The sequence below is a fragment of the Streptomyces sp. NPDC017890 genome (assembly GCF_044328675.1).
GTDB lineage: Bacteria > Actinomycetota > Actinomycetes > Streptomycetales > Streptomycetaceae > Streptomyces.
In genome coordinates this window covers 47,663-63,947 of the sequence record NZ_JBIRHU010000022.1, presented here as the reverse complement: position 1 = coordinate 63,947, position 16,285 = coordinate 47,663, and the positions used below count along the sequence as shown (strand labels likewise).

The window sequence follows — 16,285 nt, the reverse complement described above, 5'->3', positions numbered from 1 at the left end:
GGGGCGGCGGGTCTCAACGCGGAGCGCGCGCCCCGCACGGCGGGGCATGGTCGCTACGGCTTCGGTCCACCGCCTCGACCGCGTCGGCCAGTCGGTCCAAGGCCGCCGCCGTCTGCTCCTCGGTGACGATCAGCGGCGGCAGCAGGCGTACGACGTTCGCGGCCGGACCGGCGACGTCCACGATCAATCCACGCCGCAGGCACTCCCGTTGGACACGGGCCGCGAGTTCGGCGGCGGAAGCGGAGTGGACGCCGTGGGCGGGGGTGTCGGGCGCACCGTCCGGTGCGACCAGTTCGATGCCGGTCATGAGGCCCCGTCCCCGCACGTCGCCGATGAACGGGAACTCCTCGGCCAGTCCGCGCAGTCGGGTCAGTATCCGAGTGCCCAGCGCGGCGGCGTGCTCGGCGAGACGGTGTTCGCGGACGTGGGCGAGGGTCGCCGCACCTGCGGCCAGGGCGAGTTGGTTGCCGCGGAAGGTGCCGCTTCCGGGCTCCCCCGCGTGCAGGTCGGCGCGGTGCACCACCGCGGCCAGCGGCAGGCTGCCGCCGACCGCCCTGGAAAGGACCAGGACATCGGGGGTGACTCCGCTGTGTTCGACCGCCCAGAAGGCACCGGTCCGCCCGACACCCGTCGCGCTCTCGTCGGCGATCAGTGGGACGGAACGTTCGGCCGTGATGCGTCGCATGCGCCGCATCCACGTGTCCGGTGCGGGCAGCACGCCTTGCTCGCTCCGGACCGGTTCCAGGATCAACCCGGCGGGCAGTGTCTCCCCCGACCGGCGGTCGCCGAGGACGGACTCGGCCCCGTGGAACGCGAGTTCGTTCCCGCGTGCGCCCGCGACGCCACCCGGGCGGTGTTCGTCGCCCGGGTACGGCAGTCGCGTGAGAGGGGTGCCGCAGGCGTCGCCGGGCCCCGCGCAGGCCTCTGGAACCGGCCCGTTGACATGGTAGGTGAAGGCGACCACGCGATCCCGCCCGGTGGCGGCGCGGACCAGTTCGACCGCGGTGCCGACCGGGTCCGTGACGGCCGGTCCGCAGAACCGCACGCGGGCGTCGTCGGCAAGTCCGGGCGGCAGGGTGCGCAGCAGCTCGGTGACGAAGGCGTCCTCGACAGGGGTCGTGAGGTTCATGACCTGCAAGGGGGCTCCCGAGTCGAGCACCTTGCGGATCGCCTCGATGACCACCGGGTGGTTGTGGCCCAGAGCCAGTGCCCCCGCTCCCGAGACGAAGTCCAGGTAGCGGCGGCCGTCCGCGCCCTCGATGGTGAGACCGCGGGCCCGGACCGGCACGACCGGCAGCGCCCGCGCGTAGGTACGGTCCGCCTGCTCACGCGTCGACCGGCGCTTCGGAGCGTTCTCCCGTTCGGTGCGCTCTCGTTCGGTGCGCTCTCGTTCGGTGCGCACCCTCGCGGACACCTCGTGGGCAGGGCCCTTGGCCGCGTACGGCCCGGCGTTCCCGGTTCCGGACGCAAACCCCGTGTACGCGGATTCCGCCACGGCTCCCTGACCTCCCGCTGTCCAGACGCGACCCGACGCGCCGGGTCGCCCTCGGCACGGAGGACCGCACCCGGACAGCAGGCCCCCCACCGCTACAACCGTGGACCGTCCGCCGGGTTACGGGTTGCCTGGAGATCCCCGCCGGGTCGTGGCGACAGCCGCGGGTCCTGAGGTAACCGACTCGTTCGCCGACACAGGCGCCGTGCGCAACGCTCCGGCACGCAGCGTTCGGCCGCGCCTCGAACCGCAGCCCGCTCGTAGCGAAACCGTTGCCGTTCCACCGGGCTTCCCCCACAGCGAACCAATAGTGTGTGGTGCCGTTCCAGTGCAGTTCACAGCAGTAGGGGGAGTCACCACCATGCGATCCATACGGCCGTCGTTCACCACGCGCGGGCACAGGCGCGGGCGGCGCGGCGCGTCCCCTGTGCCGGTCACCGTGGCGCTCGTCTCGGCGCTCGCACTCACCGCCACCGCCTGCGAGTCCGGCGACGCCGAGGCGGGCGGCGACGCCTCGGCCTCCGCGTCCGCCGCGGACGGCGGCAACGGCGAGATCCGGATCCCGGACCACATCAAGGACAAGCTCAAGGAACACGGGATCGACGTCGACGAGTGGAAGAACGGCGCCTGGAAGAACTGGAACAAGGACGACTGGCTGCGCGAGGCGCAGGACTTCGTCAACCCGATCATCGAGGACCTGTGGGACCCGGACCGCATGCGGGAGGCCGAGCAGCCCGAGCAGGAGGTCGACGACAGTGACCTCTCCGGTGATCAGGGCGTCACCGATCCGGAGCCGCAGCCGGTGCAGGCGCAGGCCGTGCCGCCCAAGTACCACGACAGCGCCGCCACCGCGGGCAAGCTGCTCTTCGACTCCCCCCAGGGCTCGATGGTCTGCTCGGCGACCGTCGTGGAGGACCCGGCCAACCCCGGCAAGTCCAACCTGGTGTGGACGGCCGGCCACTGCGTGCACGCGGGCAAGAAGGGCGGTTGGTACCGCAACATCGCCTTCGTGCCGTCGTACAACGACGCCGGCAAGTCGACCGAGGAACTTCAGAACGCCACCAAGGAGGAGGTCGCTCCGTACGGCGTCTGGTGGGGCGACTGGGCCCAGACCTCGGACCAGTGGATCGAGCAGGGCGGCGCGACGGGCGGTGACGGCGCCTCGCACGACTATGCCGTCATCCATGTGACGCCGGAGAAGGGCAGCGACGGCAAGTCGCTGCAGGAGACGGTCGGCGCGGCGCTTCCGGTGGACTTCGACGCGCCCGCCGTGCCGCAGGTCGAGAGCATGAAGGCGATCGGCTACCCGGCCGCGCCGCCGTACGACGGTCAGAAGCTGTTCCAGTGCGAGGACAAGCCCGGTCGGCTGTCGATCAGCGCCTCCGACCCGACGATGTACCGCATCGGCTGCACCATGACCGGCGGTTCGTCCGGCGGTGGCTGGGTCGCGGCCGGGTCCGACGGCAAGCCGGCGCTGGTGTCCAACACCTCGATCGGCCCGGTGACGGCCGGCTGGCTGGCCGGTCCGCGGCTGGGCGAGGAGGCCAAGGGTGTGTTCGACGCGGTGAGCGCGAAGTTCGCCGGTCAGTGATCGAGCGCTGATGACGGCGCTCAGTTCGGAGGGCGGTGGGGTGCGTCGGCGACGAGTCCGACGTCCCACCTCCCGACCCGTCCCATTCGTACATCGACATTCGTACGTCCGACATTCGTACGTCGGCGCTCGTACGTCGACGTTCGGAGGTTGACATTCATACGTTCCAACGGGGGTCTCCACCATGCGTTCCGTATCCGCGCCCGCCGCTCCGCGGCACCGGCGGCGCACCGCACTCGCCGCCACCGGTCTCGTCGCCGCCCTGGCGCTCACCGCGACCGCCTGCGGCGGTTCGGAGAAGGACGAGGCCGACGCCAAGCCCAGCGGGGGCACCTCCCAGGCCGCCGGCGCCGGCGACTTGGGTGACGGCGGGGTTCAGCTCCCGGCCGACCTCGCGGACCGGCTCAAGGAGCACGGTATCGACGTCGACCGGTGGAAGGACGGCGGCTGGAAGGACTGGGACAAGGACAAGTGGCTCAGTGAGGCCAAGGACTTCGTCAACCCGGTGATCGAGGGCCTGTGGAAGCCGGACCGGATGCGGTCCGCGAAGGAGGCCGACAAGACCGTCACGACCAAGGACACCTCCGCCGACCAGGGCGCCACCGACCCGGAGCCGGCGCCCGTCGATGCCGTGGCAGAGACGACCCCGTACCACGACAACGCCGCCCCGGTCGGCAAGGTCTTCTTCGACGGCCCCGAGGGGTCGATGGTCTGCTCCGGCACCGTCATCAAGGACGCGAACCACCCGGGCAGGTCCAACCTGGTATGGACGGCGGGCCACTGCGTGCACGCCGGTGGCAGCGGTGGCTGGTACCGCAACATCGCGTTCGTGCCGTCGTACAACGACCTCGGCAAGTCCGAGACGGAACTGGCGGGCGCGACGACCACCGAGATGGCCCCGTACGGGACCTGGTGGGCCGACTGGGCGTCGACCTCGAACCAGTGGATCGCAGGCGGTGCGGAGGACGGCGGTGACGGGGCCGCGTACGACTACTCCGTGCTTCATGTGAAGCCGGAGCAGGGCAGCAAGTCCCTCGAGGAGACGGTCGGCGCCGCGCTGGAGGTGGACTTCTCCACTCCCTCCGCGACCGAGGTCGCCAGCATGGGCGCCTGGGGCTACCCGGCCGCAGCTCCGTACAACGGCCTGACGATGTTCAAGTGCGTCGACCGGCCCGGCCGGCTGTCGCTGAGCCCGTCGCTGCCGACGATGTACCGCATCGGCTGCACCATGACCGGTGGTTCGTCCGGCGGCGGCTGGTTCAGGGTGGTGGACGGCGAGACCCGGCTGGTGTCGAACACCTCGATCGGCCCGCTGGACAACACCTGGCTGGCGGGCCCGCAGCTGGGCCGGGAGGCCGAGGCGATGTACCAGAACATGAGCAGGACGTACGGCGGTCAGTGACCGCACGGGGTCTCGGCACCTCGGCATGGAGAAGGCCCGCCTCCGCGATGTGCGGAAGCGGGCCTTCTCGCGTGTACGTCAGCCCACGGGTCAGAGCGCGGGCGTGGGAACGTGCGGCGTGAGCTCCGCCGCCAGTTCCTCGTGCACCCGCACCTTGAGCAGGGTGCCCTCCGGGGTGTGCTCCTCGGAGATCACCTCGCCCTCGTCGTGCGCACGGGCGACCAGCTTGCCGTGGGTGTACGGCACGAGCGCCTCGATCTCGACCGACGGGTGCGGCAGCTCGTTGTCGATCAGGGCGAGCAGCTCGTCGATGCCCTGGCCGGTGCGTGCCGAGACGGCGATGGACCGCTTCTCGACCCGCATCAGCCGCTGGAGCACCAGCGGGTCGGCCATGTCGGCCTTGTTGATCACGACGATCTCGGGTACGTCGGTGGCGCCGACGTCCCTGATCACCTCGCGCACGGCGGCCAGCTGCTCCTCCGGAGCCGGGTGCGCGCCGTCCACCACGTGCAGGATCAGGTCGGAGTCGCCGACCTCCTCCATCGTGGAGCGGAACGCCTCGACCAGGTGGTGCGGCAGGTGCCGGACGAAGCCGACGGTGTCCGCCAGGGTGTACAGCCGTCCGCTCGGCGTCTCCGCACGGCGCACGGTCGGGTCGAGGGTGGCGAACAGCGCGTTCTCCACCAGCACGCCCGCGCCCGTGAGGCGGTTGAGCAGCGAGGACTTGCCGGCGTTGGTGTAGCCCGCGATGGCGACGGACGGAACCTTGTGGCGCTTGCGCTCCTGGCGCTTGATCTCGCGGCCGGTCTTCATCTCCGCGATCTCCCGGCGCATCTTCGCCATCTTCTCGCGGATGCGGCGCCGGTCCGTCTCGATCTTGGTCTCACCGGGACCACGGGTGGCGAGCCCGCCGCCCTTGCCGCCGCCCATCTGCCGGGACAGCGACTGTCCCCAGCCGCGCAGCCGCGGCAGCATGTACTGCATCTGCGCGAGTGCGACCTGCGCCTTGCCCTCTCGGGACTTGGCGTGCTGGGCGAAGATGTCCAGGATCAGGGCCGTGCGGTCGATGACCTTGACCTTGACGACGTCCTCGAGGTGGATCAGCTGGCCCGGGCTGAGCTCACCGTCGCAGATGACGGTGTCCGCGCCCGTGTCGTGTACGACGTCCCGCAGCTCCTCGGCCTTGCCGGAGCCGATGTACGTGGCGGCGTCGGGCTTGTCGCGGCGCTGGACGACGCCGTCGAGCACGAGGGCGCCGGCGGTCTCCGCGAGGGCGGCCAGCTCGGCGAGGCTGTTCTCCGCGTCCTGCACGGTGCCCGAGGTCCACACGCCGACGAGGACGACCCGCTCCAGGCGGAGCTGGCGGTACTCGACCTCCGTGACGTCCTCGAGCTCGGTGGACAGGCCCGCCACCCGGCGCAGAGCCGCGCGGTCGGATCGGTCGAACTGCTCGCCGTCCCACTTCTGGTCGATCTCGTGGCTCCAGGCGACGTCCTCTTCCATCAGGGCATCGGCCCGAAGGCCCTCGGGGTGGGTCTGCGCGAGACGCTTGGTGTCCTGGGAGGGGGAAGAAGAGAAGGTCATTGGATCCTTACGTAGCCGGGGAACGAGTCGCGCGGCGCTGATACCGCGACACTGGGCACAACGCGCGAGCCGCCGGGGAGATTCCCGCGGCCCCTGCCGTGCCGTCCCGAAGATGGTCGCACGGCACGGGCCGTCTCGTCACCGGCTTATTCCCGGTGTGCCTTCCCGGGGGCGGCCTTCGGGGCCTGATCGGCGGCCATGGGTTTCCAGTCCGGGTGGCCGGGCATCGGCGGGGTCTTCTCCCCGTACAGCCAGGCCTGGAAGAAGTCGCCCAGGCCGCGGCCGGAGATCTCGGAGGCGAGCCGGACGAAGTCGGCGGTCGTCGCCGAGCCGTCCCGGTGCCGGGTGACCCACGCGCGTTCGACGCGCTCGAAGGCCGGGTGGCCGATCTCCTGGCGCAGGGCGTAGAGGACGAGCGCCGCGCCGTCGTAGACGTTGGACCGGAAAATGCCGGTCTTGCTGCCGGACGTGGGCGGCTTGGGGGCGGCCGGCGGACCGCCCGCCGTGCGCCAGCGGTCGGAGGCACCGTAGGCGTCCTTCATGCGCGCCTCGATGAGCCGGTCAGCGGTTTCCTCCGCGTACAGCGCCTCGTACCAGGTGGCGTGTCCCTCGTTCAGCCACAGGTCGGACCAGGTACCCGGACTGACGCTGTTGCCGAACCACTGGTGGGCCAGCTCATGCACCATGATCGACTCGACGTACCACTTCGGGTAGCCGGGCTCGGTGAAGAGCTCCCGTTCGAAGAGGGAGAGCGTCTGGGTCTCGAGTGCGAAACCGGTGCTGGCGTCGGCCATGAGCAGGCCGTACGTCTCGAAGGGGTAGCGCCCGACCTTCTCCTCCATCCAGGCGATCTGGCCGGGGGTCTTCTTCAGCCACGGTTCCAGCGCCGCGCGGTGCTGCGTCGGCACGACGTCCCGGACGGGCAGTCCGTGCGGGCCGGTGCGGTGCAGCACCGTGGAGCGGCCGATGGAGACCTGGGCCAGCTCGGTGGCCATGGGATGCCCGGTCCGGTACGTCCAGGTGGTCGATCCACCGGCCCGGTCCACGCCGGCCGGCAGACCGGTCGCGACGGCCGTGAGCCCGTCGGGGGCGGTGACACGGAAGGTGAACCGGGCCTTGTCGGAGGGGTGGTCGTTGCAGGGGAACACCAGGTGGGCGACGTCGGCCTGGTTGGCCATGGCGAGGCCGTCGGCGGTGCGCACCCAGCCGCCCGCCCGGTCCTCCGGGTACACGGGGTCGCTGGTGTGCCGCACGGTGATCCGCATCCGCTCCCCCTCGCCGAGCGCGCCCTCCGGCGTGACGACGAGGTCCTCGCCGGCCGTGGCGAAGCCGGCCGGCTCGCCGTCGACCTCGACGGACTCGACTTTGCCGTGGGCGAAGTCGAGGTTGACCCGGTCCAGGTGGGCCGTCGTCCGGGCGTCGATGGTGGTGACGGCCTTCAGCGGCTCGCTGTTGCTGCCGGAGTAGGTGAAGGAGAGGTCGTACGCCGTCACGTCGTAACCGGGGTTGCCCAGGTGCGGGAAGAGCCGGTCGCCGACGCCCAGGGGGGCCGGCGGGGCGCTCGCGGCGACCAGGCAGACGGAGACGGCCGAGGCGAGCAGCGCCGCGGCCCTGAGCCGGCGGCGGACTCCCTCGCGGGTTCGCGGATTCGGGGTGTGAGGGGTGTGCAGCATGCCCCACGGCTATCAGCGCGCGCGTGCCCTGCGGCGACGGCGCGCGCCCGGAGCACCCGAACGGGTACTTCCCGGCGGCCGGTCCGGCTCAGACACCCGCGGCCCGGCTGGAACCCGCTGGCCTGACGTCCGGTCCGGCTCAGACACCCGCGGCCCGGCTGGAACCCGCTGGCCTGACGTCCGGTCCGGCTCAGACACCCGTGGTCTGCGGTTGCGCTCTGCTCACGTCGTACACTCCGGCCACGTCTCGCATCGCGCGCATGAGGGCGGGCAGCCGGGCCGCGTCCGGGAGCAGGACCGTGTAGGTGTGACGGACCCGCTGCCGGTCGGGGGGCTCGACGGTCGCGGAGACGATCTCGGCGCCCGCGACGGCCATGGCCTCCGTGAGGTCGGCCAGGAGGTGCGGGCGGCCGAACGATTCGGCGAGCAGGGTGACCCGGCACTGGCTGCTCTCCCCCCAGCGCACGCCGACCTCCGCGCGCCCCGCGCTCTTCATGCGCGCCACCACGGCGCACTCCGCGCGGTGCACGGTCACCACGCCCCCGCGCACGGCGAAGCCGGTGATCTCGTCGGGCGGTACGGGGGTGCAGCAGCCGGCCAGCCGTACGGTCGCGCCCGGCGGGTCGACGAGGACGTCGGCGGAGGCCGGGCGGACGGCCGGTCCACCGGGCGTGGGGCGCGCGGCGGGTGCGTCGCCGGCGGCGGGGCCGCGGGGCGCCTCCTCCACGTCGGCGGGCGCCGGCTCCGGCTGGGCCGCGAGCCGGCGCTGGATGGCGATCCGCGCGGCGGGCGTGTGGGCGTGCTCCAGCCACTGTCTGGAGGGCTCGGACGCGGGGTCCTGGCCCATCAGGAGCTGCACGGTGTCGCCGTCCCGCAGCACCGTGCTCATGGTCGCCAGACGGCCGTTGACCCGGGCGCCCATGGTCGCGTGCGCGTCCTCACCGTACTGGGCGTACGCGGCGTCCACGCAGGTCGCGCCCTCGGGCAGGCCGAGGGTGCCGCCGTCGGGCCGGAAGACGGTGATCTCGCGGTCCTGGGCGAGGTCCTCGCGGAGGGTGGACCAGAAGGTGTCGGGGTCGGGGGCGCCGCGTTGCCAGTCGAGCAGCCGGGAGAGCCAGCCGGGCCGGGTCGGGTCGGCGCGCTCGCCGTCGCCCGCGGCCTGCTCCTCCGACGGCGGGGCGTAGGGATTGCCGAGCGCGACGACACCGGCCTCGGCGACCTTGTGCATCTGATGGGTGCGGATGAGGACCTCGACGACCTGACCGTCCTGCGCGCGGGCCACCGCGGTGTGCAGCGACTGGTACAGGTTGAACTTGGGTACGGCGATGAAGTCCTTGAACTCCGAGACGACGGGCGTCATGCAGGTGTGCAGTTCACCCAGAACGGCGTAGCAGTCGGCGTCCTCCTGTACGAGCACCAGGAGGCGGCCGAAGTCCGCGCCGCCGAGCCGGCCGCGTTTGCGGGAGACGCGGTGCACGGAGACGAAGTGACGGGGCCGGATAAGGACTTCGGCCGGGATGTCGGCCTCGCGCAGCACGCCCCGTACCTCGTCGGCGACGGCGGCGAGCGGGTCGTCCGCGCGGGCGGCGTTCTCGTCGACCAGCTCCCGCGTGCGCTGGTACTCCTCGGGGTGCATGACCGCGAAGACGAGGTCCTCCAGCTCGGACTTGAGCGCCTGCACGCCGAGCCGTTCGGCGAGCGGGATGAGCACGTCCCGGGTCACCTTGGCGATGCGCTCCTGTTTCTCGCGGCGCATGACGCCGAGGGTGCGCATGTTGTGCAGCCGGTCGGCGAGTTTGATCGACATCACGCGGACGTCGTTGCCGGTGGCGAGGAGCATCTTGCGGAAGGTCTCGGGCTCGGCGGCGGCTCCGTAGTCGACCTTCTCCAGCTTGGTGACACCGTCGACGAGGTAGCGGACCTCGGCGCCGAACTGTTCGCCGACCTGGTCGAGGGTCACCTCGGTGTCCTCGACGGTGTCATGGAGGAGGGAGGCGGTCAGCGTGGTGGTCTCCGCGCCGAGTTCGGCGAGGATCAGGGTGACGGCGAGGGGGTGGGTGATGTACGGCTCGCCGCTCTTGCGCATCTGGCCGCGGTGCGAGGACTCGGCGAGCACGTAGGCGCGGCGCAGCAGGTCGAGGTCGGCGTCGGGGTGGTGGGCGCGGTGCGCCTCGGCGACATGGCCGATGGCGTCGGGCAGCCGTCCGCGGGCGGCGGAGCCGAGCAGTGCGGCGCGGCCCAGGCGGCGCAGGTCGATCCGGGGCCGGGCCCTTCTGCGGGGCGCCGTCGGCACGGCCGCGCCGGTGGCTGCGGGCGTCACAGGGCCTGGGCTCGCTGGATTCACGGCCTCCGCATTCATGGGCACCTCCGGCTGCACGGACCGGCGGACGGGGTATCCCAGGGCGGACACGGCTCAGGGGATGGTGTCGGTCCCCCGTCCGGGCCGGTGCTTGATGCTATCGAGCCGATCACGTGCGGCCGACCGCCTCTCGCCGAGCGTGAAACGGATCACCCATTCGAGCGATGGTCCGAGGGTTTACGTTTTCGCACTGAGTGTCACGGACCGATGATCTGGTCTGAGTCACGGACCGGGCTTGCGGTTCAGGCGAGTACCCCTCCCAGCCAACCGGAGTCGAACTCGCCCTCGGCGACGATCACGGCGGGGCCAGTCATCTCGATCTCGCCGTCGGGACGCTCGGTGATCACCAGGGTGCCGCCGGGCACGTCGACGGTGTACGTCACAGGCGTGCCGGTGACCGCCGGGTCGGCACCGTCCCTGCGGGCGGCGGCGACAGCGACGGCGCACGCGCCCGTGCCGCAGGAGCGGGTCTCACCGGAACCGCGCTCGTGCACGCGCATCGCGACGTGGCGAGGGCCTCGGTCGGCCACGAACTCCACGTTGACGCCGTCCGGGTAGGCGGTGGCGGGCTCGTAGGGCGGCGGGGAGTGCAGGTCGCCCGCGTGGGCGAGGTCGGCGACGAAGGCGACCGCGTGGGGGTTGCCCATGTTCACGTTCCGCGCGGGCCAGCTGCGCCCGTCGACGCTCACCACGACGTCGCCCTCGGGGAGCAGGGCACGGCCCATGCCGACGGTGATGTCCCCCTCGGCGGTGCCGTTGCCGGACGCGGTCTTGGCGATGTGCACGGTCTTCACGCCCCCGCGCGTGGCGACGGCCAGGTCGCCCTCGGTGACGTACCCGGCGCGCTGGAGGTAGCGCGCGAAGACCCGCACGCCGTTGCCGCACATCTCCGCGACCGAACCGTCGCCGTTGCGGTAGTCCATGAACCACTCGGCCTCGGCCGCCATGCCCCTGGCCTCGGGGTGTGCCGCGGACCGCACCACGTGCAGCAGTCCGTCGCCGCCGATGCCCGCGCGGCGGTCGCACAGGGCGGCGGCGGCAGCGGGGGGCAGGTCGATGGCGTTCTCCGGATCCGGAACGATCACGAAGTCGTTCTCGGTACCGTGGCCCTTGAGGAAGGCGATCCGCGTGCTCATTCCTCGATCGTACGGCGTGGGTACGACGGACGACGCGGAGCGGGGGCGCGCACGTGGACGGGGGTGCGGGCCCGTGGCCTGCCGGCACCGGGTCGGCGGGCGCGTGTCAGCCGCGCAGGCGGGCCACCCGCCACACGGCCAGGACGACGACGGCGGCGACCGCCAGGGCGTACAGGAGGATCATCCGCCAGTCGGCACGGCGTCCCGAGCCGCGTTGCGGCAGGCCCGGCCAGGTGTAGCCGACCCGGCGGGCGGCCATCATGCCCCAGCCGGCCGCGCAGGAGCAGATCAGCAGTCCCAGCATCGCGATCACGGCGCCGCTGTCGCCGAAGTCGAAGGCGAGTGGGAAGGCGAACATCAGGGAGCCGACCGCGGCCAGGCACACGATGGGCGCGAGCTGCCAGATCCGCAGCCGTCGCTGCGGACGCAGCTCGACCTCGACCTCGTCCCCGTACATCTCGTCGGGCTCGGGACCGTCGGTGGTCACGCCCTCCCGCGCCTCGTCGGGGCCGTCGGGGCTCAGAGCACCTCCGTCCGGCTCCGGTGCGCCGTGGTCGGCGGTGCCGTGCTCGGTGCTCGGTGCGGTGTTGTGAGGGCCGGCCTCCATCGCCACGCGCCCCTCCCAACTAGGACTCACTCGGTCGATCGAAGCTCGATGATGGCACGCCGCCGAAGACCCGGATGACGGCCGGGGCGTCCCGATGCCATCACGTGATCAGGCTGTAACCGGTCGTTCGACCAACGACAGGGCGAGCTGCGGAAGTTCCGTGCGATCCGCCACAGCCCCACTCAACCAGTGCACCCGGGGGTCGCGCCTGAACCACGAATCCTGACGGCGCGCGAAGCGTTTGGTGGCACGGACGGTCTCGGCCCGCGCCTCGTCGAGCGTGCACTCACCGGCGAGCGCCGCGAGTACCTGCTGGTAGCCGAGCGCGCGCGACGCCGTACGCCCCTCGCGCAACCCCTGCGCCTCGAGTGCGCGCACCTCGTCGACCAGACCCGCCTCCCACATCCGGTCGACCCGGCGGGCGATGCGCTCGTCCAGTTCGGGGCGCGCCACGTCGACGCCGATCTGCACGGTGTCGTAGACGGAGTCGTGGCCGGGGAGGTTGGCGGTGAAGGGCCTGCCGGTGATCTCGATCACCTCCAGGGCGCGCACGATCCGGCGCCCGTTACCGGGCAGGATGGCCTGCCCGGCCTCCGGGTCGGCGGCGGCCAGGCGGGCGTGCAGCTCTCCCGGGCCCAGCAGTTCCAGCTCCTGCTCCAGTCGGGCCCTGACCTCGGGGTCGGTGCCGGGGAACTCCAGGTTGTCGACGGCTCCGCGGACGTAGAGGCCGGAGCCGCCGACGAGGATCGGCCAGCGGCCCTCGGCGAGCAGCGCGTCGATGCGCTCCCGCGCCAGCCGCTGGTACTCGGCGACGGATGCCGCGACCGTCACGTCCCAGATGTCGAGAAGGTGGTGCGGGACGCCACCGCGCTCCTCGGGCGTCAGCTTGGCGGTTCCGATGTCCATCCCACGGTAGAGCTGCATGGAGTCGGCGTTGACGACTTCACCGCCGAGCCGCTGGGCCAGGAAGACGCCCAGATCGGACTTTCCGGCCGCGGTGGGTCCGACTACGGCGATGACGCGGGGGGCGGGGGGTGCGCTGCTCACCGCACCAGTCTCGCAAACCTCTCACCCGGCCCTCGAACGAGTTACGTGACGGCACGGGGCCGGGATCGTTGCCCGTTGCGAGGTTCCCGCGCCCCGGACCACCGGGGCCACGGCCCCGGCCACGCAAACGGACGCACCGGATGCCGCGGGATTTCGCCCGCACGAGTAACCTATGGAGTTGATATGGGCGTTTTTGCACGGCTTTTTCGGAGGCCGAAGACCACGGAGGAGATGACGGCCGCCGAGACGCCGGCCGTCACCCCGGAGCCCGAGCGTGCTGCTGAGGAGAAGACGACGGAAGCCGCGGAAACGGCCGACGCCGGACCCCGGAACACCGCGGAGGCCACGCAGGCCGACGAGGCCACCGGCGCGGCGGACGCCGCCGACTCGGAGAGCGTCGGCATCCCCAAGCAGCAGTCCGCCGGTGAGGCCGTCGACAACGAGGCCGACAAGGGCGCCCGCACCTGACTGCCCCGTGAGGGAGGGCGAACCATGGGTCTCATGGACAACTTGAAGGCCAGACTGGGACCGGCGAAGGGCAAGGTCTCCGACCTCGCGCAGCAGCACGGGGACAAGATCGACCGCGGTCTCGACAAGGTGGCGAGGACCGTCGACGAGAGGACCAAGGGCAAGTACAGCGACCGGATCCAGACGGGCACCGGCAAGGCCAAGGGCGCCATGGACCGGCTCGCCCACAAGGACACCGGCACCACGGACGGAGGCGGCGGCACACCGGGCACCAGCCCGCCGACAGGGCCGCCTCCGGCTTCCTGACCCGCGCGCCCCGGCGCACCGGCGGGTCACCGGCGCATCGGCGGACGGTCACGAGCGGCTCAGCTCCGGACCGTCCGCCGGCTCATGCGTGGACGGCGTCCGGCGGCCGCGTCACTCCCTGCCGACCGCCCGTCTCGGCCACGCTCGACCGCCCTTGACCGCCCTTGACCGCCCAGCCAATGTGCCGACGGCCCTGCGACGGTCCTCGACCGCCTGCCAACGTTTCCAGAGGGCCCGGCGGCGCCCCTCGACGTTTCACGACGGCCCGGTGGCGCCCCTCGACCGCCCTGTCTACGACCAGGTGGCCGCGACGTACCCGACCCCGTACGGCGCGTCCTCGTACAGCAGCGTGCCGGCGAGGTCCGTGCCCTCGGCCGCGCCCGCCAGGACCTGCCAGGGGGCCCGGCCGGACACCTTGAGCTCGCGGGCGAGTGCGGCGTCCAGCGCCGCGAGGGCGGCCACGTCCGCCGCTCCCAGCGCGCGCCCCGCCTCGGCATCGAAGGGTGCCGCCCGCTCGTCGAGGTATCCGGGGGCCTTGAGGGTGCGGCATGCGCTGGCGTCGCCCAGCACCAGCAGGGCCACCCGCCCGGCCCGAGCGGCGACGTCCCGTCCGATGGCGGCGCAGCGCTCGCCGGGGAGGGCCTCCCCGACACCGATGCCCTCGACGGGTGCGTCGGCCCACCCGCTCCGTCCGAGCAGCCAGGCGCCCACGGCCAGCCCGTACGGCAGCTGCGGCTCGGTCCGCTCCGCCTGCGTACCGGCGTCCGGGCCCAGGCTCACCTCCAGGTCCACGCCGAAGCCGCGGAAGGAGCCCCGCGCGCCCTGCGGGTAGGCCTCGGGCCCGGCGTCGGCACCGTTGGCGGGGCCGACGACCACGAGCCGGTCGGGCCGGGCGGCGGCGAGCACGCCCAGCGCGTCCGTGCACGCGGCACGCGCGGCGTCCAGTTCGGGTCCGGCACCCGCGGCGACCTCCGGCACGAGGAGCGGCGGACAAGGGCAGACAGCGACGGCGACAAGCATGATCGGCAGCGTAACCCCGCACCGCCGTCAGCGGCCGCCCGCCCTGCGGTCAGTCGCAGCCGCAGCCGCTCGCCACGGCGGGCTGGGGATCGGGAGCGCCGACCTTCGGCAGGCCGAGCATCACACCCACGGGCTTGGCCTGCTCGGCCGCGTTGCGCTTCTCCCAGGCGTCGCCCGCGCGCGTGCGGCGCACGTCGAGCGCCTCACCCTCGGCGAGGAGGTGGTGCGGGGCGGCGTAGGTGATCTCGACCGTCACCACGTCGCCCGGCCGTACCTCCTGGCCGGGCTTGGTGAAGTGCACCAGGCGGTTGTCGGGGGCGCGGCCGGAGAGGCGGTGCGTGGAGCCGTCCTTGCGGCCCTCGCCCTCGGCGACCATCAGCTCCAGGGTGCGGCCGACCTGCTTCTTGTTCTCCTCCCAGGAGATCTCCTCCTGGAGGGCGACGAGACGCTCGTAGCGCTCTTGGACGACCGCCTTGGGGATCTGGTTCTCCATCTCGGCGGCCGGGGTGCCGGGCCGCTTGGAGTACTGGAAGGTGAAGGCCTGGGCGAACCGGGCCTCGCGCACCACATGCAGGGTCTGCTCGAAGTCCTCCTCGGTCTCGCCGGGAAAGCCCACGATGATGTCGGTGGTGATCGCCGCGTGCGGAATGGCGGCGCGCACCTTCTCGATGATCCCGAGGTAGCGCTCCTGCCGGTACGAGCGGCGCATCGCCTTCAGCACCGGGTCGGAGCCGGACTGGAGCGGCATGTGCAGCTGCGGCATCGCATTGGGCGTCTCGGCCATGGCGGCGATGACGTCGTCGGTGAAGTCGCGCGGGTGCGGGGAGGTGAAGCGGACGCGCTCCAGGCCCTCGATCGTCCCGCAGGCGCGCAGCAGCTTGCTGAAGGCTTCGCGGTCGCCGATGTCGGAGCCGTAGGCGTTGACGTTCTGTCCGAGGAGGGTGATCTCACTGACGCCCTCGGCGACCAGGGCCTCGACCTCGGCGAGGATGTCTCCGGGACGCCGGTCCTTCTCCTTGCCGCGCAGCGCCGGGACGATGCAGAAGGTGCAGGTGTTGTTGCAGCCGACGGAGATGGAGACCCAGGCCGCGTACGCGCTCTCGCGCCGGGTCGGCAGCGTGGACGGGAACGCCTCCAGGGACTCGGCGATCTCGACCTGCGCATCCTCCTGCACGCGGGCGCGCTCCAGCAGCACCGGCAGCTTGCCGATGTTGTGCGTGCCGAAGACGACGTCCACCCAGGGCGCCCGCTTCACGATGGTGTCGCGGTCCTTCTGCGCCAGGCAGCCGCCGACGGCGATCTGCATGCCGGGCCGGCTCGCCTTCTTCGGGGCGAGGTGGCCGAGGTTGCCGTACAGCTTGTTGTCGGCGTTCTCCCGTACGGCGCAGGTGTTGAAGACGACAACGTCCGCGTCGCCGTCGGCACCCTCGGGGGCACGGACGTAGCCCGCGTCCTCCAGCAGACCGGACAATCGCTCGGAGTCGTGGACGTTCATCTGGCACCCGTAGGTGCGTACTTCATAGGTGCGTGTGCCGCCCACTGACTGGCTCCGGTCGATGCTGCTCATGGCCATAAGGGTAGGCGGTCGGCGGCGATGGCC

General features: G+C 72.1%; 13 protein-coding genes. 4 read left to right on the top strand and 9 right to left on the bottom strand.

Going from position 1 to position 16,285, the window contains the following annotated elements; genetic code table 11:
- Positions 1–13: 13 nt before the first annotated feature.
- Positions 14–1,402, bottom strand: a complete 1,389-nt coding sequence (locus tag ACH4F2_RS27030; RefSeq protein ID WP_398135344.1) for an aminotransferase class III-fold pyridoxal phosphate-dependent enzyme — start codon at positions 1,400–1,402, stop codon at positions 14–16.
- A gap of 451 nt (positions 1,403–1,853) precedes the next feature.
- Between ACH4F2_RS27030 and ACH4F2_RS27025 the strand changes: the two genes are divergently transcribed.
- Complete coding sequence (locus tag ACH4F2_RS27025; protein WP_398135343.1) at positions 1,854–3,083, top strand: trypsin-like serine peptidase; 1,230 nt, start codon at positions 1,854–1,856, stop codon at positions 3,081–3,083.
- 184 nt (positions 3,084–3,267) lie between these two features.
- Complete coding sequence (locus ACH4F2_RS27020; RefSeq protein WP_398135342.1) at positions 3,268–4,485, top strand: trypsin-like serine peptidase; 1,218 nt, start codon at positions 3,268–3,270, stop codon at positions 4,483–4,485.
- 90 nt (positions 4,486–4,575) lie between these two features.
- Here ACH4F2_RS27020 and hflX read toward each other — a convergent pair whose 3' ends face one another.
- The 6 genes from hflX to miaA all read right to left on the bottom strand — a co-directional run bounded on the left by hflX (position 4,576) and on the right by miaA (position 12,891).
- A complete protein-coding gene (gene hflX, locus ACH4F2_RS27015; protein WP_398135341.1) occupies positions 4,576–6,069 on the bottom strand; it encodes a GTPase HflX in 1,494 nt (497 codons plus the stop codon).
- 146 nt (positions 6,070–6,215) lie between these two features.
- Entirely contained in the window at positions 6,216–7,742 is a 1,527-nt protein-coding gene (locus tag ACH4F2_RS27010) for a M1 family metallopeptidase (protein ID WP_398135340.1), read from the bottom strand.
- Positions 7,743–7,932: 190 nt separating this feature from the next.
- Entirely contained in the window at positions 7,933–10,101 is a 2,169-nt protein-coding gene (locus ACH4F2_RS27005) for a RelA/SpoT family protein (protein ID WP_398135339.1), read from the bottom strand.
- Positions 10,102–10,343: 242 nt separating this feature from the next.
- The gene (gene dapF, locus ACH4F2_RS27000) at positions 10,344–11,237 is read right to left on the bottom strand and encodes a diaminopimelate epimerase (protein WP_398135338.1); all 894 of its coding nucleotides are present in this window, start codon (positions 11,235–11,237) and stop codon (positions 10,344–10,346) included.
- A gap of 106 nt (positions 11,238–11,343) precedes the next feature.
- Complete coding sequence (locus tag ACH4F2_RS26995; RefSeq protein WP_398135403.1) at positions 11,344–11,844, bottom strand: hypothetical protein; 501 nt, start codon at positions 11,842–11,844, stop codon at positions 11,344–11,346.
- Positions 11,845–11,952: 108 nt separating this feature from the next.
- Positions 11,953–12,891 carry a tRNA (adenosine(37)-N6)-dimethylallyltransferase MiaA gene (gene miaA, locus ACH4F2_RS26990; protein ID WP_398135337.1) on the bottom strand — a complete coding sequence of 313 codons (939 nt, stop codon included), beginning with the start codon at positions 12,889–12,891 and terminating at the stop codon, positions 11,953–11,955.
- A gap of 231 nt (positions 12,892–13,122) precedes the next feature.
- On the opposite strand from miaA, the gene ACH4F2_RS26985 reads away from it, so the two are divergent.
- Complete coding sequence (locus ACH4F2_RS26985; RefSeq protein ID WP_398135336.1) at positions 13,123–13,359, top strand: hypothetical protein; 237 nt, start codon at positions 13,123–13,125, stop codon at positions 13,357–13,359.
- Between the two features lie 24 nt (positions 13,360–13,383).
- Positions 13,384–13,665 carry an antitoxin gene (locus ACH4F2_RS26980; RefSeq protein WP_398135335.1) on the top strand — a complete coding sequence of 94 codons (282 nt, stop codon included), beginning with the start codon at positions 13,384–13,386 and terminating at the stop codon, positions 13,663–13,665.
- A 291-nt stretch (positions 13,666–13,956) separates the two neighbouring features.
- Here ACH4F2_RS26980 and ACH4F2_RS26975 read toward each other — a convergent pair whose 3' ends face one another.
- Complete coding sequence (locus ACH4F2_RS26975) at positions 13,957–14,685, bottom strand: class III extradiol dioxygenase subunit B-like domain-containing protein (RefSeq protein WP_398135334.1); 729 nt, start codon at positions 14,683–14,685, stop codon at positions 13,957–13,959.
- A 49-nt stretch (positions 14,686–14,734) separates the two neighbouring features.
- A complete protein-coding gene (gene miaB / locus ACH4F2_RS26970; protein WP_398135333.1) occupies positions 14,735–16,252 on the bottom strand; it encodes a tRNA (N6-isopentenyl adenosine(37)-C2)-methylthiotransferase MiaB in 1,518 nt (505 codons plus the stop codon).
- Positions 16,253–16,285: the final 33 nt, after the last annotated feature.

Bases quoted from the DNA above. Each gene is read 5' to 3' on its own strand.
- ACH4F2_RS27025 (WP_398135343.1), top strand. From the start codon at position 1,854: ATGCGATCCATACGGCCGTCGTTCACCACGCGCGGGCACAGGCGCGGG.
- ACH4F2_RS27020 (WP_398135342.1), top strand. From the start codon at position 3,268: ATGCGTTCCGTATCCGCGCCCGCCGCTCCGCGGCACCGGCGGCGCACC.
- hflX (WP_398135341.1), bottom strand. From the start codon at position 6,069: ATGACCTTCTCTTCTTCCCCCTCCCAGGACACCAAGCGTCTCGCGCAG.
- ACH4F2_RS27010 (WP_398135340.1), bottom strand. From the start codon at position 7,742: ATGCTGCACACCCCTCACACCCCGAATCCGCGAACCCGCGAGGGAGTC.
- ACH4F2_RS27005 (WP_398135339.1), bottom strand. From the start codon at position 10,101: ATGAATGCGGAGGCCGTGAATCCAGCGAGCCCAGGCCCTGTGACGCCC.
- dapF (WP_398135338.1), bottom strand. From the start codon at position 11,237: ATGAGCACGCGGATCGCCTTCCTCAAGGGCCACGGTACCGAGAACGAC.
- ACH4F2_RS26995 (WP_398135403.1), bottom strand. From the start codon at position 11,844: ATGGAGGCCGGCCCTCACAACACCGCACCGAGCACCGAGCACGGCACC.
- ACH4F2_RS26985 (WP_398135336.1), top strand. From the start codon at position 13,123: ATGACGGCCGCCGAGACGCCGGCCGTCACCCCGGAGCCCGAGCGTGCT.
- ACH4F2_RS26980 (WP_398135335.1), top strand. From the start codon at position 13,384: ATGGGTCTCATGGACAACTTGAAGGCCAGACTGGGACCGGCGAAGGGC.
- ACH4F2_RS26975 (WP_398135334.1), bottom strand. From the start codon at position 14,685: ATGCTTGTCGCCGTCGCTGTCTGCCCTTGTCCGCCGCTCCTCGTGCCG.
- miaB (WP_398135333.1), bottom strand. From the start codon at position 16,252: ATGAGCAGCATCGACCGGAGCCAGTCAGTGGGCGGCACACGCACCTAT.